The sequence below is a fragment of the Saprospiraceae bacterium genome (assembly GCA_016719615.1).
Lineage (GTDB): Bacteria > Bacteroidota > Bacteroidia > Chitinophagales > Saprospiraceae > Vicinibacter.
This window is the reverse complement of sequence record JADJYQ010000001.1, coordinates 1,055,047-1,079,783: the sequence shown is the minus strand read 5'-3', so window position 1 is coordinate 1,079,783 and position 24,737 is coordinate 1,055,047. Positions and strand designations below refer to the sequence as shown.

The window sequence follows — 24,737 nt, the reverse complement described above, 5'->3', positions numbered from 1 at the left end:
GCCGACACGACCCTTGCATTCTTTCGACTCAAATCTGAAACGTTGGCGTGGCGATTTTAAATAATTAATTTAGTTAAAATTTAAAAGAATCTAGATTTTCCTTGAAAATTCATTTGATTTGAGTATAATCCTGATTATCTTTGGTAGCCAGCGCATTTGACATTAGTGAAATTGTTAACCTGGCAAATGTTTTTTATTTACTTGACCCATCATTTTTAAACATGAAAAAGAACATTACACTGCTCGTATTTGCATTCCTTGCAACGACAAGTATTCAAGTGATTTATGGACAAAGTTGGGAGAAGTTAGCGGGACCTGTAGGCGCTTCTGTCGCAACTTCTATCATAACCCGTGATAAAGGAGAAATTTATTGCTTTTCCGCTTCGGGGAAAATGTTTTTTTCAACAGACCGAGGCAAGAACTGGATGAGAAGAGATCTTGGTTTGCCTGGTACAAAGGCAGCTTCCAATGCTACTCTTAAAGAATCAGCTATTGGTGAGGTCTTTTTAGCTGATGATAAGGATATCTATCGGTGGGATTCTTTAGCGAATACCTGGCTTAAAATAACAAGTGCATTAGCTGCTATTGAAGATTATAATTTTTCACCGGATGGCCGAACACTTTATTATGGGGGCACCCGTGATTTTTATATTTTTAATATTTTAACGGGCTCATCAAACCGTCAAACCTGGTGGACTCATAGCCTTGAATCTTTATGCTTAGGCAATCACCAAAATTTTGTACGCAGAACATTAGGCGCTTCAGGTGAAATCTGGAAATTTAATGACGACGGCTCTAATCTTCGAAAAATTTCAGATACGCGATGTTGCAGGAACCTGCTTTATCACCTTCCATCCAATACTTTATTTGACTACGATAATGATTTTTTTGTTTCAAAAGATTTTGGAAACACTTGGACCAAAAGAAACATAGACCCGAATATATATATTACCAAGATAATCCCATTGAAAGACGGTACATTACTTGGAATAGGCCGTTATGTTTATCGCTCCGGTGACGGAGGTATCAATTGGACCAAAGATCCTAGTTTCAATCTTGAGGAATTGGAATCCATTTATTATCGGACTAAATTTTCCATAGCAGATGATGATGCCATATTATTTGATAACGGTTCCAATGCATATTACCTTGATGCCTCTGGTAATATGTATGAGATGGAATTGCCGCTGGTTGAGCCAAACATAAACAACGTCCAACAAATTGGACAAAATCAAATTTTGTGCCGCAGTCAAAACAATTACCAGTTATCCTCAGATGGAGGACAATATTGGCAAAAATTACACTTAGACCTAAATAGAGAATTGCATTTATGGGAGGATGGTACATTAATGTATGCTACTTCTGACAGTTTGTATTTTAGTGAGGATTTATTTAAAACATTTATGCAAAACCTTTACCTGATTTTTTTTAGATAATATATATAAGAATAGTCAAGGACATCTCATTTTCATTTCACTTGATAAATCATTAATTTCTTATGACAAAGGCGATAACTGGAATATCATAGAAGGTACATTTGGTGTTACTACAAGCTATGGCTTGAAGTTGTCCAGACAAAATATTTTATATGGTACTCAATTTACGGATTCGATGCATTATTCCTTTGACTATGGGATCTCATGGAATAAGTTCTACGCAAAAGGAATTGATGATTTGTATGGAATAACATTGACCCAAAATAATGTGTTCTGGTGGTATGCTTATGATGACAATTTTGATTATCACCTGATGTATTCTATCGATTATGGAGCTACAACACATAAATATGAACCCGCCGAAAATGAAACTGTTTTGTACATTGATGAATTTGAAAATATTTATACCCAATCAGGAGTAAACACATCAAACATAAAAGTAACTAATGTACTAACAAATGAGACCCGTGAAATTAGTCTTGACGGAGTCCAATGGATAGACAACAGCAGAGTTAATTTGTATCGGGGCGACAACGACACTTTATATGCTTCCATTAACCATTCCCCTCTGTATAAGTATACCGGTAAAATGGATGCTGCAAACGGTCTCATCTCCGGTAATGTTCTGCAAGATGAACAATTGAATTGTTTCAGGGATAGTTTTGAAAATAAAACCGGAAACTTTCAAATAGTCCTTAAAGGAAATAATCGGTCGGTCATTTTACCTGTCGATCCAACGGGAGAATTTAAATCGTATGTCTCCTATGGCACTTATGACATGCAGCTCCAAAGTCCATCGTTGATTTGGTCGCCTTGCAATTTTCCTCAACAAATAAGCATTCAGCCCAATCAAAGCAACGACTACCGCGATTTGTTGGTCCAACCTTTAGAACAATGCGCAGATCTTTTTTCAAGTTTGGTGATGGGTCGTTTGAGACGATGTTTTGATAACAATTGGGCCACGCTCAAAATACGCAACGAAGGTTCTATAGCTGCTCAAAATACCAAAATCACGATCGTTCTCGATCCTTATTTTGAAAACATCCAAGCCTCAGTAAATCCAACATCTGTAATTGGAAACGAATGGACCTTCACTATCCCGGAACTAAAATCAGGTAAATCGGCCGTATTCAATTTTCAATTTAAAATATCCTGTACAGCAAGCCTGGGCCAGGAACATTGTATAAATTACTCAATCGACAACCCTCAGGAATGCATGCGTTTTCTACCTATCGGAGACAGTATTTGGGTTTGTGATGAAAACGTGGGTGCATTTGATCCCAATGATAAAACGGCTTTCGTTGGCGGTTCATCAGAAGATCACTTTCATAGCTCCGATACGTTGCTGCAATATCTCATACGATTCCAAAACACAGGAACGGATACTGCATTTAACATCCGCATTGAAGATAAACTTGATTACGCTCTCGATTGGTCTACATTTCTTCCTGTCGACGCCAGCCATCCCTACAGCTTCAAATTGGAAGAAAGCGGAAAACTGGAACTCTTCTTTAAAGACATCCTACTGCCCGACAGCAACCTCAACGAATCACTTTCACATGGCTATTTCCTATACAGTATCCGACCCAAACCCAACTTAAAAGTTGGAACGCTCGTTCACAATACTGCCGGAATCTATTTTGATTACAATGAACCAGTACTGACCAATGTAGCCTTACTTCGTTTGAAACAAACTACCGGAGTACGAGACCCTCAATCAAATAACAAACGTATGTTAGTTTCTGTACCCAATCCTGCCAGAAATTATGCAGACATTTACATTCCGGAGGAATGGCAGTATCATCGACTCACTGGATCCCTGATCTCTTCGGATGGTCGTCATTTACAAAACTATCATTGGACCGGAAACTTATTCAGATTAGATCGAAAGGATCTTCCATCTGGTTTATATTACTTGCTATTAAGAGACGAAAATGGAAGCACAGCTTATGCAAAAATTGTGTTTGAATAAAATGAGTTGATTGATGTTAGTTGTCCCGACATGAAGATGCCTCTTATTAACAAAGACTTTCTGATGTCGGGAGATGTTAGTGTGTTAGTTGTAGATGTTGGGTGATAGATGTTGGGTGTTTGTTGTTGGAATATTCTACTAACAAACGTTTGTTATATATCGATATTATAATTACGTCAGCCGGCTTCAGCCGGTTCAACAGCACTGATCAATAAAATGATCATTTGGAATCAAATCAAAAGCAAATGCTCATTTTTAAATCCTGCTATCAATAGGAATGGGTTTCAACCCATTCCGTAACGATAGAAAGTTCATTGTCGTCCGTATAGACAATTATGCCAGAAACAAAATAAATCAATTCATCATCCGACTTGAAAAAAGAGTTTCCCAAACACTCGAGCAGAGTCAAAGACTCTGCTCGGCCACTGCTATTAAAAAATTAAAACATTTTTAAAAGAACCATGAATTACTCCCCTCTCCGCTTCGTGGAGAGTGGTCGGGGGTGAGGTGAGGTGAACGCATTTACATTTTCAAAAATCGCTTCGTAACAATTCCCCCATTTGTATATAAATTTAAAAAATACACCCCTGTCTTTAACTGACTTATATCTAAAATAAGAACCTGTTGATCAAAAACTCCTTTCATACATTCGACTCCCTGTATATTTGTAAGCTGATAAGCGCGCGGAATATTTAAGGATTCACCCATTTCAATATATAATCTGTCACGACCCGGATTTGGAAAAATTCGAATGAGTCGTTCAGCTTTTTCATTTCTTGTCCCTGAAAGTATTTTGATACCCACATCCTCCGTTATTTGAAAGAATAAATTGGAGTTAAGACTCATATAATGTTCAATCTTTCCCGAAGACCAGATTACCACGAGGCTATCTATTTTTGGGGCATCTCCCAATCCAAAATGAACCCGCAGATCATTTTGCCCCTGAAAAGTATTTTGTGCATTTATTTCACGCATTTGCCAGACGGGAATTCCGTTAATGCTGACTTTGGCTTTTACTATAGTGCCAATAGCAGATTGGTTTGAAGTCGTACCCACAAGTTTAAAATTTACAAAATTGCGATTCCCAGCGACCGTATCATTGATGTATAATCCTACAGATCTTGTATGCCCATTATTGCCAAGTCCATTTGTAAAAATATCCAGATCACCATCGTTATCAAAATCAGCATTGCTGATACTGCCGATGGCTGTTGATGTCGAAAATCCACTCGTTAAAAAAGAAAAAGACATATTCCCGTTATTGCGATAATAACGTGCGGGCTGGTTGTCATTGGTGATGATGACATCCAAATCTCCATCGTTGTCGTAATCGCCCCAACAATTTGAAATATTCGTTGTGGCATTCGTAAAAGGCGTTTGAATGGACGCATACACACCGCTGTTGTTTTGATATAATCGCGTTTGAGTGCTGTAATAATTGGTCAAACACAAATCCAAATCTCCATCATTGTCGCAATCTATAAAATTATAACATTGGCCATCCTGATCCTGACTTGCAAATAATTCTGAAGTCATGAGCACAAGCGAATCCAGGCCCGTCTCTATTTTCAGATTTTTATAACAGAAATCTTTTAATGGCGTTCCCGATACCGGACCGCTGGCCATAAATAAATCCATGTCTCCATCCAAATCATAATCACTCCAGTAAGGGTTGGTATAAGGATAAAAAACACTCGTTAGTGGATACAGGTTTAGGCTCAAAGGATTAAATACCGGTGACTGTTGCCTGTAAAATTTACAAGTTGAATTTGGAGCCGGAGCATGGTATCCAAATGCATGTGCAAATATAAAATCCAGCAAACGATCTTCATTCGCATCGCCAATAGCTACAGCCCAACTTCCATACAATCCAAAATTCGGAATCCTGCTGGTAGAATCTGCAAAACTTCCATCCCCATTATTAAAAAAAAATTTGGAGGGCACACCGGCTAATATGATATCGTTATCGCCATCATTATCAAGATCGGCGCTGCTGCTGCCGAAAACACCATTGCGGATCATAAAAGGCAAAGAAACCGTTTGTCTGAAAGTACCATCGCCATTGTTCAGAAACAAGGTCTGCGGAGCAACATACAAATCGACAAATGCATCTCCATTGAGGTCAATAAATGAGCAACCTACATAGTTGAAAATAGTTGTAAAGCTACTTGTTGCATTCATTGGATTTTTATCTAAAATCCAGCCGCCTTGAGCATGGAGTACGGGACTACAATATAAAAGCATCAGTATCATTCTAAGCGTTGGCATACTTACTTCGTTTTTAACTAATTGACCAAATAGAGTTTGGGAGTATAGTGCTCCGATTCAAATGAACGATTGAAATAGAATGAATGTGAATGCGATAATGTGAATGAGGGTAGATTTAACATTTGGGCATCCGTGGGGTTTTCCGCAGATTGCGCAGATAATGCGCAGATTTTAAGCAGAAAATGTATCTGCAAGATTTGCGGAAAAAGATCCACATGTCACATCAATAACCAAATTTGACCTATGGCAGGAATGCCCAGGCGACAGAAGTTTATTTATTTAGTAGATATCACCAAACCAAAACCCGGAGCATTCAATTTTTTCATGACTGCACTTTTGAATCCTGCATTTGTAGCGAATTCTTGAATTTCATCAAATGAATAGGTATTGCCACCAGCCTGGTGCAAAAGATTGAGGGCCATGTAGGATGTCGTGGCTTTTGCTAATTGTGAGCTGCCACCTATACCCTTGATTTGGTCTAAAATTACAAAAATCCCCCCGGGATTTAAAAGCTGATATGCTTTTTGGGCAAGATGCAGGTTCTCGCTGACATTAAGCCCATGTATAATATTGAAAGCAAGAATGACATCATTTTCTGGTGGGAGTACATCTTTCATAAAATCTGCAGCAATAAAAGAAACGCGACTTGAAACGCTGCTTTTACCAATACATTCTTGTGCATACTTTGCTACAGGTGGCAAGTCAACAATCTTCGCCTGCAAATTTGCATTCCGATTACAAAGTTCTATGCTGTACAACCCATGCGATCCACCCAGATCTAAAATTTGTTTATACTGTTTTTGAATGGGTATTTTCCCGCAGACTTCTTTATAATTCGTGCTGGAGATATCGATCATGGCCCGAGAAAATAATTCCCATTCATGCGCTGACATTTCTTCCAGCATGGATGATTGAGGCCGCTTACCTAAACGAATCGTTTCATCCAAATTTAAATAACCCCTGTATAAATGGTCACAAAACAGAATAAAATATCTGAAATTATTCGGGGAATGCGGGGACAAATTTTTAAATCCTCTTTTCGTAAAAGCATATGTGTTGTTATTTTTAACAACATAACCCAACGCATCCAAACAATTTAAGATGATCTCTGCTCCATTCCGACTTACTTTAGCTCCTGTTGCAATGTCATCAATAGATAAATAATCCATCGAAAGCTGATCGGCAATTTTTAATTTAATGGCTGTTCCCAATGCAAAACCAAGCCCCACAGACGAAGCTGCATCTGCAAAGGGATGCGGTATAATATCATTTGCCAATAATAATTTCTCAATAATTGAAAATTTGTAAATCATGTTCAAAAATTAAATGAATGCTAAAGGGCAAATTTAGATTTATACATGTGAATAAAAATTGTACAAATCAGACATTTTTTCTTAAAGAAAGATATGTCCGGGTATTCCCTTGATAGCCTGCTTATAATTTTTTGGACTGATGTTTGCGAATGATTTAAATTCTGTCATAAAATGCGATTGATCGTAATAGCCCGCCTGCGTTCCTACCTGGGTTAAAGTATTTTGTGTTTTGTGAACGAGCTTTAATGCACACAAATATTTTTGATATTTGAGATAAGTGGCCGGATTCATTCCAAACCATTCCAAACAAAATCGATGCATTTGCCGATCAGAAAGAAAACATTTCTTACTCAGATCTGCCACCTTTACATCTTTTATCTGACAGGCATTTTGCAAAGTATATAATCTCTCCTGATATTTATGGCCTTCCAAGTTTGAAACCCTTTTACGAATCCATTTCAAAATAGTTTGAACCTGGTCTCCGAAATTAGTTTTGCTGTGTAATTCGGATGCCATTGAATTCAAAGTACGATCAATCAGTGCACTTTCATAAACTTTGTTGTTAAAATCATTTGCTGGTATATCAAACAAAAGTTTCAAGCCTATATCATTTAGTTGAATTCCAAGAAATTCCTGCCGCCCTTTTTTGATCAACTTAAAAGGTTTTAAGTTGATTCCGTTGATAAAGCTGTCCGGTAAAGTAATTCCAATATTATTTAGAGAACTTTGGTAAATTACATGATTTGAAAAATTAAAAATGATTTCCGCGGTACCTTTGGGAAGGATGAGCTCAGTTCGTTCATCTGCATGATCATCTGAAAGTTTCCAAATACATTTAATAATCTGGCTTTCAATATTTCCTTTTGGTTCGTAATATTGGGTTTCCGGAATCATCCTGAAATATATTTACTTCTGTTTTTAAAGAGCATTAAATGTATTCAATACCCAACCACTCCCCCATCCGGGCTGGATGAATCAGCTGCACCTGTATAGATCTTGTACTCCGGATCATATAAGATCCCCATTAGCGAACCCAGGTTATCGACCGCGCGCAAACGATGGCCCATTTTTTCAAGTTGTATTCTCGTATCGGGTGACATCAAATGTTTTTCGTAGGTCAATACATCCGGCAACCATTGATGATGGATTTTCATCGCTTCAATGGCTTTGTCGATCGGCATTTTATAAGCAAGCACACACAATACAGTTTGAAATACGGTATTGATGATGGTTCTTCCACCCGGTGAACCAATAATTAAGTAAGGTTTTCCATCTTTAGCAACGATGGCTGGGGTCATACTCGAAAGCATTCTTTTTTCCGGTGCTATGAGATTGGCCAGGGTTCCAATTTGCCCGGAAGTATTCGTGACGCCGGCTTCCGGATTGAAGTCGCCCATTTCATTATTAAATATGAATCCTAATTTTTCTGAACCTAAACCGGATCCGTAAGAATATTCCAATGTATAGGTTAGCGCTACAGCATTGCCATCTTTGTCAACTACTGAAAAATGCGTGGTGTTATCGCCTTCATAAATCTGCCCGAAGCGAGCTGAATCGCTGATGGACGCTTTTTCCATATCTAAATTTGCCAAGCGACTCTTTGCATAATCTTTTGAAATTAATTTTTCAATTGGCAGATCAGTATTATAATCTGGATCGCCTAGAAAAGCCGCCCGGTCGGCAAAAGAACGTCGCATGATTTCTGCTAACGAATGTACGTATCCAGCAGAATTAAATGCAAAGGTATCGAGTCTTGCTACTTCCACCATATTCAACATTCCGATTAATCCAATTCCACCTGAACTCGGAGGCGGTATGGAATAAATATCAAAACCCCGGTATGTTCCATGAATCGCTTGTCGCTCAATGGCTTTATACTTTTGAAGATCCTTTATGGTGATGAGGCCGCCATTCCATTCCATAAATTGGGCAATTTCCTGAGCCACCGGTCCGCTATAAAATCCATCATGTCCCTTGTCGCGAATGAGCGTTAAGGTATTGGCAAGGGCTGGTTGTTTCCATAGATCTCCAGGCTTTGTGACTTCATCTTTGCCATTTTTAAAATAGTTTCTCATAAATGGAATAGAAGCCCGCGATTTCACGATTTGTTTGGCTGCTTTGTACAATCCCCAACTCATCGCAATGCCATTCTTCGCCAGATTGATGGCTGGCTGCAGCAATTCTTTCCAAGGCAAGCGACCATATTTGGAATGTGCGAGATATAGTCCGGCAACGGTACCGGGTACTCCCACTGCCCGAATGCTGTTATGGTGTTCATCTTTCATGACTTTCCCATCTCGATCAATAAACATTTTAGAATTGGAAGCGAGCGGAGCTTTCTCGCGAAAGTCGATGGTACTAACGGCACCCTTATCATTCATAAAAACTAAAAAACCACCACCGCCAATATTTCCTGCTTCCGGGTGTATTACGGCCAATGCAAAAGCGGTAGCTACACTGGCATCAATTGCATTGCCACCCCGTTTCAGGATATCTACACCAATTTGTGATGCGAGGCTATTAGATGAAACCACCATCCCGTGTTCCGCTAAAGTCTGAGCTTGGAGCTCAGCTGTGGTAAAACAAATCCAAACAAAATTAAATCCGAAGAAGAACCATGTATTAGATAGGCTTAGTTGTTTCATGAGTTGATTTAAGCGACAAACTTAATAACTATCTCATTTCAATCTTTCCAAAACACCTTTTCGTTTCACTATATTTTTATAGTCCCATTGAATATTTCTCGATTTATCCAACCATCTGGTCAATGCTTCAATATCAATTTGCTCCACAGAGGTATATCGCTTTTCTGCTGCTTTAAAACTACCTTCATTTTTTAAATCAGTTTCTTCGAAAGATTGTCCGCTCCAAAACAAGAGTCGTACGCAGTTTTTGAGTTTATCATAACCTACTATGGGATTTCCATCCAAAAACCAAACCGGATGCGCATGCCAGACCTTGGACTCCGCATCTGGTAGTGCCGCATCTATTTCTTGTGCAAGTGTTTCGCAAATTGCCCGGTCACCGGGTAATTGTCTTTCATGATATGCCTGAATTTCTGAGTTCATAATTTCAAGAGAGCTAAAAGCCTAATGCTTAAAGACGAAAGATTGAGTGTTTAAAGTTCTGTAAAGATATGCTTTGTTTTACTTTTTAATAATGCCGGGATCAATAATTTGGAATGGATTGGATTGGAAGGAATGGGTTGAAACCCATTCCTATTGATGACAAGTGTTTAATTAAAGTTTTTTTTTGTTTCCATATATTCATTCTTTTCATCATGGCAATTTATCCGGATGAATTCTGCTAACGTTGATGGACATTCCGATTTATTGCAAATGATAATTATGAAAATAATATGTTACTGTTGTAACCAACGAACGTTTGTTAGTATTGGTTTGTGTGGGATGGGATGTTTGGTATGGATTTTACGGAATGGATTTACGGAATGGGTTGAAACCCATTCCTATTGATGACAGGTATTAAATTAAAGCTTTTTTTTGATTCATTTCCTTATGTTCATTTTTTGATCGGGATCCTTATCCGGCTGAAGCCGGCTGACGTAAATGGGCATTATGATTTATTGCAAATGATAATTATGAAAATAATATGTTACTGTTTTAACCAACGAACGTTTGTTAGTATTGGTTTGTGTGGATTGCTGAATGGAATAACCGGAATGAATTATACGGAATGGGTTGAAACCCATTCCTATTGATATCAAGTGTTTAATGAAAGCATTTTTTTGATCCGTTTTCCTATATTCATTTTTTTGATCAGCCAAACTTATCCGGCTGAAGCCGGCAAACGTATTGTCTGTAAGGCTAAAAACCAAATTCTATCATCCATCAAGTAAAATCTATTCCTCATAGGTCCTGGGAACCTTTGGATCCGTAATGATCACATAATCTCCTAAATATTTCAATGAACTCCAATCCATATTGGGAAAGGAATCATCAGGTCCGGCTGAGATCACCAAAGGTTTTAATTTAGAATTGTATTTTTTGAGTTGCGTGACGACTGCAAAATGTTCATCGCTGTGAAAGCGGCCATTGACATGCATCACAAATTTTTCTTTGTTTTTCTTAAGGTATTTGAATATGGAGTAAGCCATGGTTGCATCCCAAAGTGATTGTCCCATGATCAGATTAAATCCGCCCATGTTCATCGCCGGTATCGGCATTTTAACAGCGGTATCTTTTTTAGTCGTGTCGGCAACGGTAGTTGGCGCCGGACTATGGGCAGTGAGGTTAATGAGTTTTTCATAATATTTTCCGGAAGCGGTATCATAGGGCAAGGGTGCAAAATTCTTTTTGGATACTTCCGGCAAATCCATTAATGCTTTTTGACCTTTCCGACCTGCGAGATTAGTGTATCGGCTGGGGGCATTTGCACAAATCACATCCAATTTTTTTGCTTTTGCAAACTCAATCATGGGTTTGTAGTCCCGGTAATTGCTCCATACGCGGGCATCTTTTGTGAAATTCTTTTCACGGATACTTCCCATTAAATATTCATTCATCACCGGCTGTACATCTCTGTCAAACATTTCCAAAGAAAGTGCGAGGCGCTGTGGGTATTTATCATACAGCAATTCCAACAATTTAATTTGCAAATAATGCGCTACCGAATCATTGTGCTCTTCCCCAAAAATGACGACATCATAATTTTTCGCGTCTGCTGCCAGTTCCTGAAGACTGATCTCCCTCCCGGTTTTAGTGGCGTATATTTTATAATTTAAATCGGATAATTGCCCGAATGCATGCATGCATTGAAATAATACAAAGCCCAACAAAAAAAACCTGTTTACATTCATTCCTATTATTTTTTGAATCCTCCAAATCACATTAATCTTGTTTATCCCGACCATCTTAAAAATGTTTTCAAACCTGTTTACCCCGGTCCGCTTTAAGCTTTTAGCTTTTAGCTTTTAGCTTTAGGCTTCTTCCCAATCAGCGAAGCCATAATACTGATCACCAAAATAGCCAGCACTACCATTAACGCAACTTCGATGGGCAATTTATAAATATCTGCCAATACCATTTTGAGACCAATAAAAATGAGAATAGCCGCCAGTCCAATGTGTAAAAATCGAAACAATCCCATCATACCCGCCAGCGAAAAATATAAGGAGCGTAATCCAAGAATGGCAAATACATTGGAAGTAAATACGATAAAAGGATCTGTAGTGATGGCCAAAATCGCAGGGATCGAATCTACTGCAAAAATTAAATCTGTGATTTCAACAAACACCAGAACGATAAACAGAGGGGTTGCTATGAGGATGCCCTGTCTGTTGATAAAAAACTTGTCTTTATAAAAACCCTTGGTGACCGGAAATACTTTTTTAATTCCTTTGATGATGACATTTCTTTCGGGATGTACTTCCTGATCGGATTGAAACAACATTCGAACACCTGTGAAGATGATAAAAGCACCAAAAACATATATGATCCAGTGAAACTGGGTAATCAGTGCGATGCCCGCAAAAATGAAAATGACGCGCATGACCAGCGCGCCCAAGATCCCCCAAAACAGTACGCGATGCTGGTATTCAACAGGGACGTGGAAATACTTAAAAATGAGAATGAATAAAAACAAATTATCGACGCTCAACGACAATTCAATAATATAACCTGTTAAAAACTCGAAAGATTTTTCCGGACCTTTCCAGAAATACACCACCGTATTAAAAAGCATGGCCAGGATGAGCCATACGAAAGTCCACATCAAGGATTCTTTAAAGCTGACGGCATGCGATTTTCGGTGAAAAATACCCAGGTCTATAGCCAGCATGGCCAAGATGAACAGTGTAAAATAAATCCAGAATTGAATATCCGTATTCATGTGTGCGGGGATCTCAAGATTGAAGTCCAAAGATATGGCCTAAAACTGAATTTCGGAAGATGGAAAAGGAGCTCACAAAAGCCTATTTTTGAATCATCAACTTGCGACAGGTCAACAATTTATGATCTTTTACGATTTTTAAGAAATACATTCCCGCATTTAAATCAAGGTCCAGCTTGAGCGTTTTTTCTTGAACATTTTCCCAAATGTGGATGGGCCGTGATGAAACATCGGATACTACGATGCTAACATCCGTTAGGTCGGCTTGGGTATCGACATAAATAGAATTCTGTGTCGGATTCGGATAAATATTTATGGAATGTACTTCTTTAGGATCTTCAGCCGCGGTAAGCCATACAGTTTTACAAACCGCGGTAGCCGGCAACGCTGTGGCAGCATTGTTATTGCTAAAAGCACCTATGCCCAGCTGGCCATAGTTATTGCGGCCACTGGCCCAAAGTGATCCATCACTGCGAACAAAAAGGCTATTCTCACGGGTGGCTTCTGCGTGGATGATGTCGCCGGGAAACCAGGCCGGTATCACTCCTACCGGACTGGATCGGTCTATCGTCGTACCATCGCCCAATTGTCCGTTGTTATTACCCCCGCTGTTGAGGCCGCAGGCAAATACGCTGCCATCGCGTTTTACAAATACAGTATGGATACCTCCGGCTTCTGCCATTAGTATATCGTCTAATCCCGGAACCAGGCTTGCCAATTCTTTGTCGGTCGTGGTGCCATCGCCCAGTTGTCCGTATTGATTTCGCCCACAAGTATAGACCCGGCCGTCTTTATCTACAAAAGTGGAATGCCACTCCCCGGCCGAAATCTGCACGATGCCACTCAGTCCATTGATGTGTACGGGCACATTCGATGATTTTTTGCTACCATTTCCAAATTGACCGAAACCATTATGTCCGCAAGCCCAGACGCTGCCGTCGCTTTTGAGAAACAGGGAGAACTCGGCACCTGCTGCCAATTGAACTACATCGCTGAGTCCCGAAATGCGTACCGGACTGGTCTTCGTCTGATTGCTGCCATCACCCAATTGTCCGGAAGCATTTTGTCCGCAGGCCCAGACGCTGCCGTCTTCGCTTAAAAACAGCGAATGCTCGCCGCCGGCTGCTACTTTTTTGGTCTTGCTCAAGGAACCGATCAGCAAAGGTATAAATGCATTTGTCGTACCTCCGACTCCCAAAGCACCGGTCGCATTCCGGCCACAGGAAAAAACGCTGCCATCATTGTGCACAAACAAGGAATGAAACAACCCACCGGCCACATGAATGATTTTTGTCAATCCAATAACCGCTGTACCCGAATGTTGTTCTATTTCATTGCCGTTGCCCAGTTGCCCAAAGCCATTATAACCCCAGGCCACCACCGTGCTATCTGCGCAAATGGCGAGGCTGTGGCGACCGCCGGCGGAGATGGCTTGGGCTTGGAGGCGCTTTTCAAAAGTATGTAAAAGACAATAGGAGAAAATGTAGAAAAGAAGCTTTTTGCGATTCATAATTTGACTTTGATATGATTGTGCTGCGAACAAATATACATTTGAGTTCATTAAATTTAGTTAAGTAATCTTGTCGATTGCATGAAACAGTCGATTAAGTAAGGTTTGGATGCATTTAGAAAATAAATTAAAATGCGGATGTACTTTCAAAAATTCCAGTTCAATTTAATCCCATGGCATTGAACTCTAAACTCTCCAATAAAGTGATCGAATTTATAAAATCTTCGCAGCTGCCTGCGAATTTATGATATTATTGGATTCAAGAATTCTTTCGAAAACAATGGTGTAAAATCTTTAAAACCGGTGTATATTGTATAATTTGTAACTTTAAGCAATTGATATCCATAAATTGTGAATTATAAAAAGCTAGTTTTTTGCTGCATCTTATTTACATCAGGATTTATAAGTGAAGTTTTCAATCAAATCCCTTCCAAAATATGGTACTTTGGAAAGCAAGCAGGCTTGGATTTTAAAACAGACCCTCCGACACCACTGTATAATCAAAATCTCAATAATCAGGAAAGCAATGCAACGCTTACTGATAGTGCAGGTAATTTATTATTCTATGTGACTGCAGATAAGATTTACAACAAACAACATCTTATCATGGAAAATGGAGATGGCCTGATTTGTAATGGTGGATCCAGCGCCCAGGGTCCAATGATTTTACAAGATCCGGCAGACCCCATGAAATATTATATTTTTATGACGGCAGATGAAACCTTTCCGGAATACAGAGGTAATTTGCGATACATTGTAGTTAATCTTTGCGAAAATAATGGACTAGGCAAAGTAATTCCGGGACTCAAAAATGTTCAGATTCCTGGTTTCTTTTCAGAAAGAATAACAGCGATTTCGCTCCATCAAGGTCAAGCATATTGGATCATTACTTCAAGTCATTTCGAAAATACAATTGTTAGTTTTTATTTCGACAGCCGAGGAATAGATATTAATAATCCAGTTTTTAGCTACTTCGGCCGGGAATTTTCGCCACAGGTTGGACAAATAAAAGTCAATCATAAGAAAACACAAATTTTATATTCTGCCGGACTCGACCGATTCGGCAACGGTGTTTGGTTAATGGATTACGATACCATCCGAGGAGTCGCGAGCAACAGATTAGAAATTAATTCCGGTACACATGATTATGGAATTGAATTTTCGCCTGATGATCAACTGGTATATTATACGAGCTTTTACGTGATTTCAGGTGTTTATCAATATCAATTAAGTACTGGAAACAAAACCATTTTGTTCCAGAATAATTCAAATTATTATGTGGCCTCCATTAACAAAGATCCTCATGGTCGTTTAATTGTTTCGAGTGGTGTAAAAAATATAGTCAGTGCAATTTTAAATCCAAATATAGTTGGTGTACAGTGTAATTATCAGGAATCGTATATTCAGCTTTTACCAAATACTTCCGGGCATTTTGGAATGCAAAACACAGAACAATATTTTGGAAATCAACAAATAATAATAAATCAACAATTTTTAGGAAATGATACGCTGATTTGCGACGATAATAGTTTACGATTAACCACGAATTATTCAAATACAATATGGAGTACAGGACAAACGGGCTCCCAAATATCCATTAGCCGATCAGGAACCTACTGGGCTAGTTTCGAACGCGATTGTAAAACTTACACGGACACTATAAAGATTGATTTTATAAACCCTCCAGATTTAATTTCCAAAACCAAAATAAGCTTATGTGAAGGAGAATCTGATACGCTATCCACATTCCAGGATGTCATTTGGAGCGACGGAAGTTTTGACAAACAAATTATAATAAACAAAGCTGGCATTTATTGGGCAAAACTAAACACTCCTTGTGGCGATGTAATTGATTCGGTAGTTGTTGATATCATTAAAAAACTAGATCCTCCGGAAGCACTTCGCGATACTAGTTTTTGCAAAGGGCAAACTATTAATTATTCAATACAAATTAAAAATGCACAATGGAACACCGGAGCTTTTGAAATCATACACATTAATTCATCCGGGTTCTTTTCTTATTTGATAGAAAACGGCTGTGAAGAAATAAGCGATGCATTTCAAATCCATATCGATAGCATGCCCATATTGCTTCCGATTATGATCACCTCATGCGAGGGTGAAACGATTACACTAAACTCCGGTGATCCGCGTAGTTTGTGGAATACCGGACATATAGGTTCGCAAATACAAGTTAAAAAAAGTGGGATTTATAACTACAGTTTGCAAAATGCCTGTGGAACTTTCAATTCCAGTGTTGATGTTTACTTTGAAGTTGTCTTCACTGCCAACAACATGCCCAACGTCTTCAGTCCCAACGGAGACCAGATCAACGACGAGTTTCCGGGCCGGGAATTTAAGGAACCTTTCCATATCAGAATCTTCAGTCGCTGGGGAGAGTTGTTGTTTGAGGGGAGGAATCAATCCTGGGATGGACGTTTTCATTCGAGGCCTATGCCACCTGATACCTATGTATATGTCATTGAAGTAGAGGCTTGTCACCAGAAACAAAAACTGAAAGGATCTGCGACGTTGTTGCGCTGATGATTTGAGGTTTTATGGGCCCACAAGGTATAAAACTAGAGGGTTTTGATTTCCAATTTTGGAACGCCTCAAGCTGCACTAACAAACGTTTGTTAGTATAAGTATAAAAAAGGAAATAAGCGCTCTGAAATTGAATTAAGCTAACGCTGGAAGTCAATAATTTATCAAACCATAATTGCTACTGATACCATTCGCTTAGCCTATTATAAAATAGAACTCAAGCTTTGATCAGTTTCAAATAAGCTTTAAGATTTCATCTTGGCCATTGTAGGATAACAATCGCTGGAATCGAACTGCTTATTTGACGAGAATCATTTGATCACTTACCGCAAGTCCATTCCATAAAAGCTTACAAGTATACACACCGGCTGGCAAACCTGTGGCATTATAATCCAATGTATGTTTTCCGCCTTCTTTCATTTCGTTGACAAGTTCTGCACAAGGTTTTCCAGATGCATCCATCATTTTAAGATTTACAAATCCGCGATTGGGGATCTGGTATTCAATTGTGGTATTTTGAGCAAACGGATTGGGTGCATTGCGGATATAAAATGTCGCCCTTAATTTTTCGTTTTCAACGGAACTGATCATGGCCAAAACACTGGTTTCCCAGGATGTTCCGGCACGGATACCATCAACCTGAACATCAACGCCTTTCATGCCAGTTTGTGCATAATTATTGGTAAGAACAACCGTCGCCTGTCCGGTGAAATCATCTCCATCAGTGGAAGCTGCCAAAACTTGTGAAGGTTCTGTGGTGGGTACTCCATTTTCAAAAACAAATACGCTGGATGAATCATCATTTACGCCGTTATGAATGGCGTACTTCAGAACTCCCAGATAGGTTTTACCGGTTTCAAACACTTTATTGGAATAATTAACCGGGCTGGTTTTTCGCACTCCCACATTAAATTCAGTAGAACTCAGTCTTTTGATATAAAGTGCCGTATTCAAATAAGTGCCCCCAGTATTGGGATTCAAACAAATAAAGTAACCTTGCGTAACAGTAGCAGGCATACTGTCTATTCTAAACATAAAGGACAAGTAAACTGAACCTGATATAACTGCGGTTGGAAAATTTCTCAGAAGAATATCGCCGTCTCCATCATTGGTAATGCGGCAACTATTGCCCCTGCCCGATCCAACATAATCTACATATTCAAGACCTGGAGCAACCACCGTAACATTGTTCAAGAAATTGACTCCGGATCTGTGCCAGTTTCTAGTTTCCTCGAGGCTATCGACTGGATCGTAGACAAAATCTTCAGTGAGTAAATTTTGAGAAAAAGCTGATATGGCCAGCGATATGGTAAAAAATAAAGTCAGGTAGCTGTTTTTCATCTGGGTCGTTTTAATGATTTTAATAAAATGAATTGATTTTGATCAAGTAATTATTTGGGAGTCAAATGTAATCAAATTTCAAAGAAATGCTTGCTGTCTTGGTTTTCAATTGGGCCACTATCAACATCTGTGAAGATAGACATTAAGACTCTAAGACGCGAAGGACCACAAAGTGGAAAAACTTCGTGGTCCTTAGTGCCTTTGCGCCTTCGTGGCACAGAAGAAGCAAAAAGCTCAAAGCCTAAAGCCTAAAGCTCTTTAATGCGATATTAATAATCGCGTATCCTCTACTACTTTGTGTTCCTTCGTGTCTTCGTGCCTTAGTGGCATTTCTTCAAAAATTTTGGCTATGAAAATGAATCGACATTTATTTAAAATGGAACATCCGTTATTCTGCCACGAAGGCACAAAGGCACAAAGGACCACGAAGAAATTTAAAGGATGTCGTTTGGAGTATGGATTATGGAGTATAGATTATGGAGTATGGAGTATGGATTATGGAGTCACGACTTGAAGAAATTATTCAATTGGAAAGTGATAATTATGTCTGGATGATAAAATTCTTTTAGGATTGCAGCTATAAGCTTTTTGCATTTAGCTTTAGGCTTTCATTAGCTTTTCATGAGATTCAAAGTAGATAGCCAAACAATAGGAGAATTTCCTTGTTTTATAATTGAGAGTATATGATCTCAATAACGAATAAAATTGTAAACTCTTTAAATGCTTTCAATATGTTTGTTGAGAAGGAATTTATCATTATCAAAAAAATAAATATTTTATAAAAATGGAAAACAACAATTCATCGAACTCCTCCTACAATGTAAACGGAGAAAGCAAATGCCCGTTTCATGGCGGGGCTCTCAAGCAAAGTGCAGGCAGCGGCCTGGGCAACCGCGATTGGTGGCCCAATCAACTGAAATTAAACATCCTCAGACAGAACTCATCTTTATCGAATCCGATGGATGAAAATTTTAATTATGCAGAGGCTTTTAAGTCCTTAGATCTCGAAGCCGTAAAAAGGACATCTTCGCATTGATGACCGAATCACAAGATTGGTGGCCTGCAGATTATGGCCACTACGGTCCTTTTTTATCCGAATGGCTTGGCATAGTGCCGGTACTTACCGCATCTCTGATGGACGAGGTGGCGCCGGTTCAGGAACGCAGCGATCTGCAACCCTCAACAGTTGGCCCGACAATGCCAACCTAGACAAAGCGCGTTTGCTTTTGTGGCCCATTAAAAAGAAATATGGCAAGAAAATATCCTGGGCTGATCTGATGATTCTCGCCGGAAATTGTGCCTTGGAGTCCATGGGATTTAAAACCTTCGGCTTTGGTGGAGGCCGCGAAGATGTTTGGGAACCCGAGCAAGATGTGTATTGGGGCTCTGAACGCAAATGGCTGGATGACCAGCGGTATACCGGGGATCGCGAACTGGAAAACCCCTTAGCTGCTGTACAAATGGGTTTGATCTATGTCAACCCCGAAGGGCCCAATGGAAATCCCGATCCCCTGCTCGCTGCCCGCGATATCCGCGAGACCTTCGGTAGGATGGCCATGAACGATGAAGAAACCGTTGCCCTGATCGCAGGTGGTCATACTTTCGGTAAAACACACGGTGCTGCCGATCCGGGCAAATATGTAGGTCCCGAACCAGCGGCTGCAAGTATCGAAGATCAAGGACTGGGTTGGAAAAACAGTTTTGGCAGTGGCCATGGTGTGCATACTATCACCAGTGGACTCGAAGGGGCATGGACCACAACTCCCACCAAATGGAGCAATAATTTTTTCTGGAATCTCTTTGGCTACGAATGGGAGTTGAGTAAAAGTCCGGCAGGGGCCCATCAATGGATCCCGAAACACGGCATGGGAGCCGGTACAGTGCCCGACGCACACGATCCAAATTTGCGCCACACTCCAGTTATGCTTACTACGGATCTCGCATTGCGGATGGATCCGGCTTATGAAAAAATATCCAGGCGTTTTCACGAAAATCCCGATGACTTTGCAGATGCATTTGCGCGCGCCTGGTACAAACTAACGCATCGCGATATGGGTCCGATATCTCGTTATTTGGGACCTGAGGTGCCTAAGGAAGTTTTGATCTGGCAGGATCCGGTACCTCCTACAAGTCATAAACTTATTGATGAAAATGATACCGTTGCGCTTAAATCAAAAATCCAGAATTCAGGATTAACGGTATCGCAAATGGTATCCACTGCATGGGCTTCTGCCTCCACGTTCAGAGGTTCAGATAAACGCGGTGGTGCCAACGGTGCCCGTATTCGATTGGCGCCACAAAAAGATTGGGAAGTCAATAATCCGGCGCAACTTTCAAAAGTTCTCGAGACATTGGAATCCATACAAAAGGAATTTAATGCAGCTCAAACAAGCGGAAAGCAGATTTCCATGGCAGACTTGATTGTACTTGCTGGGAATGCAGGAATCGAAAAAGCGACAAAAAATGCAGGTCGCGAAGTTATAGTTCCTTTTACTCCGGGCAGGACAGATGCAACACAGGAGCAAACAGATGTGGAATCATTTGCCGTTCTTGAACCTGCAGCAGATGGCTTTAGAAATTATTTCAAAGCCAAACATGCGGTATCTGCAGAAGAAATGCTTATAGACAGAGCGCAATTGATGACTTTGACAGCCCCAGAAATGACTGCACTTATTGGTGGCATGCGCGTGCTGAATACCAATTACGATGGTTCGAAACATGGAGTGTTCACCAGCAACCGGAAACCTTGAGTAATGATTATTTTCAAAATCTTCTCAACTTAACTAACAGTTGGAAGTCTGGAAATGATGCACAAGATTTATTTGAAGCGCGTGATCGCAAATCAGGCGAACTCAAATGGACGGGAACCCGCGTGGATCTTATCTTCGGATCCAATTCAGAACTTCGGGCACTTGCAGAAGTTTATGCCTGCGAAGATGGTCATGATAACTTCATCCATGATTTTGTGAACGCGTGGAATAAGGTGATGAATCTGGATCGATTTGATTTGAAATAAAAAACGAATGTTTTCATTAAAGAAAAGCTGGATTGTATAAATTCAGCTTTTTTTATTTGAAGAAGATCCTATGATCAACTCAGGCTTGAAATGGTATGGGAGATCTGCTTCACATTCTGATAGTTTTTTCCATAGTCCACAACTGTTAGTTTAAAACTAGGTTGACTTAAAATCTCTATTTCCGAATCCACTTTATTTTGACCACATTTTTTTATGATCACTTTTTCGCCCCAGGATTTCCAGCTCTTTTCATATAAAATTGCGATTTCGCTTTTCTCTTCATTGAAAGACAGGTAGCCCGAATCCAAATGCGTCAACAAGATTTCAGAAATTTGTTTTAAGGACTTACTCGTTTTCAGTCTCACTTTCTGGAAAACACCCAGATGCACTCCGGAGAAAATAGAAATACCCATAAATTTCAACACCAATAAATGCGATGTAACAAACAAAAGAGTCAAGCCAAGGGCCCACCTTACCAATCTTTCAAATGATGATTGTTGCAAACCAAAAACACCTGAATTAACAAACTCTATCAGTAAATAAAAGAAACCAAGAAAGCCGATAAAGATAACAAAGGTTTTCAAATAAAGCAAAATGACGTTTTTCATAAAACCAAATTTAGACAAATATAATCAAAATCTTGATCACTAAATATTTGAACAATTGATTCATACTAAGCTTAAAATATAACGAACATATTGGGAACACAACCCTGGAATAGACTCAGCTTCACATTTAAAAGATTTCTCAAAACAGCTCATTCTAATTATTCAAAATTTGACTTCAAATTAAATTTCGATTCCACTCTATTATCAATGTAATTTAGCGGAGGCTCTATACTTAAATACTTTTAAGCAGATAAAATTATCAAAAAGTAAGTTCTTGGGTATGGCCTATTGAATAAACCTATGGACCCGTTAATACATTCCGGTTCATACAAACATCAATTATAAATCCATTTATGAGTAAACAATTAAAAACAAGGAAGGCCAATTGCAAGCCATTTAAAGATGTAGGATTTATGCAATTAATAAAAATAATTGTATAAATTATAACAATTCGTATATACTACCTTTCCAATTGAAATGAAAAAGTTTTTTCATTAAAATCAAAGCGTATATGTATCAATTAAAAAAGAAATTATTATTAATAGCATTAAGTGGCATCCTGGTTTTTGCAGGTTGCGCCTCTTTAAATAAAACCAAGAAAGGCGCCATCATAGGAACCGCTGCAGGCGCTGGAATGGGTGCCGTCATTGGAAAAGCAACTGGGAACACAGCTTTGGGTGCCATCATTGGAGCAGCTGTTGGCGGAACTGCCGGAGCCCTTATTGGCAATAAAATGGACAAACAAGCTGAACAAATCAAAGATGCCGTTCCGGATGCAAAAGTTATCCGCGTTGGTGAGGGCATAGTTGTAGAATTTTCAAGCAGTGTATTGTTTGCTTTCGACAAATCGAATTTATCAAATGATGCAAAATCCAACCTGGATAAATTAGTGACCGTTTTAAATACCTATCCCGATACGGATATCGAAATACAGGGCCACACCGATAGCAAAGGGAGCAAATCTTACAACCAAAATCTTTCTGTGCAAAGGGCAAGCGCCGTTTCCAGCTATTTAATAAACAAAAATGTAACCAGTCGTCGATTAAGCGTCATTGGGTTCGGTGAAATGCTCCCGAAGTATTTAAACGATAATGATGATGGACGCGATAAAAACCGCAGAGTAGAATTTTTAATAGCAGCAAATGAAAAAATGAAAGCAGATGCTAAATTACAATCAGGCCAATAAATTAAAATGAATCAAAATACAAAAATGAAAATGAAACGAATGCATATATTACTCATGCTCCTGTCGGCCGCGACCTTCGCCTTAGCTCAAGATTCAGGAAGCAATAAAATGAGATTTGCCCTTCTGGGTGGAGTCAATTTACAGACTTTAAACGGCAAGGATTTCAATGGCGATAAATTTGATAATGATTTGATCACCGGATTTCACATTGGAGTCAATGCACAAATTCCCATTGTCCCGGATTTTTATTTTCAACCCGGACTGTTGTTTACCACCAAAGGAGCCAAATCGACTGATGGAGATATCACAAGCACTTTCAAGCTTTCGTATATTGAGCTTCCATTGAACCTGGTGTATAAGGGTAGTTTGGGAAATGGATTTATCATGTTAGGATTTGGACCCTATGTAGCTTACGGAATTTCCGGTAAAGCCATCTATGAAGATGGTTCAACATCAGAGAAAATCGAAATGGATGTCGTATTTAAAAACGTGGTAGAAATCAATGATCCCGTATTAAGTCCCTATTTCAAAGCATTTGATGCAGGTGGAAATATTTTTGTCAGCTACGAAATGGCCGCTGGAATATTTATGCAACTGAATACACAATTTGGAATGTTCAAAATAAATCCCATAGATGATCGCATTCCCGGAGGAAAAATGTCGATCAAAAATACAGGATTTGGTCTTTCGCTCGGTTACAGGTTTTGAAATCTGTGGGTAGAATCCTAATGAATAAACAACTCCGGGAATTTTAGGATTCGTGCCTGTCGAGTCGCTCTACTAAAATTAAGATCGCATCTTATCTTTCTAAAAAAATGAAAAGAATCCAATGTTGCTTCCGGAACATTGGACTCTTCTATTTATCTTCAAGACCAAGGATATCACCATCTAATGAGCTAGCCCATTACCTGTCAGTAAACACAACTTGCTTATAATTCTGATATTACATCCGTTGACTCCACAACACAAATAAAGATTAAATGAAAGTTTAAGACATCTGCTTCAGCAGTGGCTGATTAAATTTAAATGGATCTGGTTGTAATGATCACGCGCTGATCCCAAGAAGATTTTGTGGCCCTGTAGTTCATCAGAAAAACAACCAATCTACCACCAAAGCATGAACCTCACAACAAATCCAATATAAAGATTCCGACTTAAGGGCAGGGTTTGCTTACCTTTCGCGGCATACCGTCTCCATCAAAAAAAACCTGTTTGCAACACATCCGCAAACAGGTCCAATATTCTTCAATAAAATCAATGAATTTTAAAACAAATTCATATTTATCAACGGGATTTTAAAACGGAGTCCTTTTCCTATTAGATCGCGAATGGCATCTATGATACCCGATCATCAATGAGAACATTTACAGACGTACGTTGGAGTTTATAAATGATATGTATTAATAGTTTTATCCCTATTAACCTCAAACTCAAAAACAGCTAATCACTGCTCAAGAATTGCTTTTGATCTCCTACGGCATCATCCCTATCTATTATAAGAAAGGCTCGTGTTTTATTTTTCAATAGACTCCCAACTTCAGAAATCTGTAAGGATCTCCGTAAAAAGCCAGAATTGCTGATTGAAAGCGCTAAGGTCTTTTAAAGTGCCGATGGATTTACATTGCATGCAAATCACAGTTGCAGAGCTTTACAAATTCATGAAAGCTATAAAAATTTCAAAAATCAAAACCTGAAC

The 24,737-nt window shown here is 39.2% G+C and carries 16 protein-coding genes and 1 pseudogene; 7 read left to right on the top strand and 10 right to left on the bottom strand.

Annotated features, from left to right (window positions below):
* The first annotated feature begins 221 nt into the window (after positions 1-221).
* Positions 222-1,436 (top strand): hypothetical protein, encoded by a 1,215-nt coding sequence (locus IPM92_04435; GenBank protein ID MBK9107633.1) that lies wholly within the window; start codon positions 222-224, stop codon positions 1,434-1,436.
* A 124-nt stretch (positions 1,437-1,560) separates the two neighbouring features.
* Entirely contained in the window at positions 1,561-3,408 is a 1,848-nt protein-coding gene (locus IPM92_04430; GenBank protein MBK9107632.1) for a hypothetical protein, read from the top strand.
* A 522-nt stretch (positions 3,409-3,930) separates the two neighbouring features.
* Here the strand turns inward: IPM92_04430 and IPM92_04425 are convergent.
* The 8 genes from IPM92_04425 to IPM92_04390 all read right to left on the bottom strand — a co-directional run bounded on the left by IPM92_04425 (position 3,931) and on the right by IPM92_04390 (position 14,346).
* On the bottom strand, positions 3,931-5,676 hold the full coding sequence (locus IPM92_04425; GenBank protein MBK9107631.1) for a VCBS repeat-containing protein: 1,746 nt from the start codon (positions 5,674-5,676) through the stop codon (positions 3,931-3,933).
* Between the two features lie 275 nt (positions 5,677-5,951).
* A complete protein-coding gene (locus IPM92_04420; protein MBK9107630.1) occupies positions 5,952-6,989 on the bottom strand; it encodes a methyltransferase domain-containing protein in 1,038 nt (345 codons plus the stop codon).
* An 81-nt stretch (positions 6,990-7,070) separates the two neighbouring features.
* On the bottom strand, positions 7,071-7,883 hold the full coding sequence (locus tag IPM92_04415; protein ID MBK9107629.1) for a helix-turn-helix transcriptional regulator: 813 nt from the start codon (positions 7,881-7,883) through the stop codon (positions 7,071-7,073).
* Positions 7,884-7,927: 44 nt separating this feature from the next.
* Positions 7,928-9,634 (bottom strand): gamma-glutamyltransferase, encoded by a 1,707-nt coding sequence (gene ggt / locus IPM92_04410; protein MBK9107628.1) that lies wholly within the window; start codon positions 9,632-9,634, stop codon positions 7,928-7,930.
* A gap of 33 nt (positions 9,635-9,667) precedes the next feature.
* On the bottom strand, positions 9,668-10,057 hold the full coding sequence (locus IPM92_04405; GenBank protein ID MBK9107627.1) for a DUF1801 domain-containing protein: 390 nt from the start codon (positions 10,055-10,057) through the stop codon (positions 9,668-9,670).
* A 791-nt stretch (positions 10,058-10,848) separates the two neighbouring features.
* The gene (locus IPM92_04400) at positions 10,849-11,805 is read right to left on the bottom strand and encodes a ChaN family lipoprotein (GenBank protein ID MBK9107626.1); all 957 of its coding nucleotides are present in this window, start codon (positions 11,803-11,805) and stop codon (positions 10,849-10,851) included.
* Positions 11,806-11,912: 107 nt separating this feature from the next.
* Positions 11,913-12,836, bottom strand: a complete 924-nt coding sequence (locus IPM92_04395; protein ID MBK9107625.1) for a TerC family protein — start codon at positions 12,834-12,836, stop codon at positions 11,913-11,915.
* Positions 12,837-12,918: 82 nt separating this feature from the next.
* On the bottom strand, positions 12,919-14,346 hold the full coding sequence (locus IPM92_04390; GenBank protein ID MBK9107624.1) for a T9SS type A sorting domain-containing protein: 1,428 nt from the start codon (positions 14,344-14,346) through the stop codon (positions 12,919-12,921).
* Positions 14,347-14,697: 351 nt separating this feature from the next.
* On the opposite strand from IPM92_04390, the gene IPM92_04385 reads away from it, so the two are divergent.
* Positions 14,698-16,890 (top strand): gliding motility-associated C-terminal domain-containing protein, encoded by a 2,193-nt coding sequence (locus IPM92_04385; GenBank protein MBK9107623.1) that lies wholly within the window; start codon positions 14,698-14,700, stop codon positions 16,888-16,890.
* A 297-nt stretch (positions 16,891-17,187) separates the two neighbouring features.
* Here the strand turns inward: IPM92_04385 and IPM92_04380 are convergent, their stop codons facing one another.
* Complete coding sequence (locus IPM92_04380; GenBank protein ID MBK9107622.1) at positions 17,188-18,231, bottom strand: hypothetical protein; 1,044 nt, start codon at positions 18,229-18,231, stop codon at positions 17,188-17,190.
* A 349-nt stretch (positions 18,232-18,580) separates the two neighbouring features.
* Between IPM92_04380 and IPM92_04375 the strand changes: the two genes are divergently transcribed.
* Complete coding sequence (locus IPM92_04375) at positions 18,581-18,745, top strand: hypothetical protein (GenBank protein ID MBK9107621.1); 165 nt, start codon at positions 18,581-18,583, stop codon at positions 18,743-18,745.
* Between the two features lie 270 nt (positions 18,746-19,015).
* Positions 19,016-21,247, top strand: a pseudogene (gene katG / locus IPM92_04370) (catalase/peroxidase HPI).
* A gap of 74 nt (positions 21,248-21,321) precedes the next feature.
* Here the strand turns inward: katG and IPM92_04365 are convergent.
* A complete protein-coding gene (locus tag IPM92_04365) occupies positions 21,322-21,855 on the bottom strand; it encodes a hypothetical protein (protein MBK9107620.1) in 534 nt (177 codons plus the stop codon).
* Between the two features lie 511 nt (positions 21,856-22,366).
* Here IPM92_04365 and IPM92_04360 point away from each other — a divergent pair.
* Entirely contained in the window at positions 22,367-23,041 is a 675-nt protein-coding gene (locus IPM92_04360; GenBank protein ID MBK9107619.1) for an OmpA family protein, read from the top strand.
* Between the two features lie 24 nt (positions 23,042-23,065).
* On the top strand, positions 23,066-23,749 hold the full coding sequence (locus IPM92_04355; protein MBK9107618.1) for an outer membrane beta-barrel protein: 684 nt from the start codon (positions 23,066-23,068) through the stop codon (positions 23,747-23,749).
* Positions 23,750-24,737 lie beyond the last annotated feature (988 nt).

Bases quoted from the DNA above. Each gene is read 5' to 3' on its own strand.
- IPM92_04400 (MBK9107626.1), bottom strand. From the start codon at position 11,805: ATGAATGTAAACAGGTTTTTTTTGTTGGGCTTTGTATTATTTCAATGC.
- IPM92_04355 (MBK9107618.1), top strand. From the start codon at position 23,066: ATGAAAATGAAACGAATGCATATATTACTCATGCTCCTGTCGGCCGCG.
- IPM92_04435 (MBK9107633.1), top strand. From the start codon at position 222: ATGAAAAAGAACATTACACTGCTCGTATTTGCATTCCTTGCAACGACA.
- IPM92_04380 (MBK9107622.1), bottom strand. From the start codon at position 18,231: ATGAAAAACAGCTACCTGACTTTATTTTTTACCATATCGCTGGCCATA.
- IPM92_04420 (MBK9107630.1), bottom strand. From the start codon at position 6,989: ATGATTTACAAATTTTCAATTATTGAGAAATTATTATTGGCAAATGAT.
- IPM92_04395 (MBK9107625.1), bottom strand. From the start codon at position 12,836: ATGAATACGGATATTCAATTCTGGATTTATTTTACACTGTTCATCTTG.
- IPM92_04390 (MBK9107624.1), bottom strand. From the start codon at position 14,346: ATGAATCGCAAAAAGCTTCTTTTCTACATTTTCTCCTATTGTCTTTTA.
- IPM92_04375 (MBK9107621.1), top strand. From the start codon at position 18,581: ATGAAAATGAATCGACATTTATTTAAAATGGAACATCCGTTATTCTGC.
- ggt (MBK9107628.1), bottom strand. From the start codon at position 9,634: ATGAAACAACTAAGCCTATCTAATACATGGTTCTTCTTCGGATTTAAT.
- IPM92_04425 (MBK9107631.1), bottom strand. From the start codon at position 5,676: ATGCCAACGCTTAGAATGATACTGATGCTTTTATATTGTAGTCCCGTA.
- IPM92_04360 (MBK9107619.1), top strand. From the start codon at position 22,367: ATGTATCAATTAAAAAAGAAATTATTATTAATAGCATTAAGTGGCATC.
- IPM92_04415 (MBK9107629.1), bottom strand. From the start codon at position 7,883: ATGATTCCGGAAACCCAATATTACGAACCAAAAGGAAATATTGAAAGC.
- IPM92_04405 (MBK9107627.1), bottom strand. From the start codon at position 10,057: ATGAACTCAGAAATTCAGGCATATCATGAAAGACAATTACCCGGTGAC.
- IPM92_04365 (MBK9107620.1), bottom strand. From the start codon at position 21,855: ATGAAAAACGTCATTTTGCTTTATTTGAAAACCTTTGTTATCTTTATC.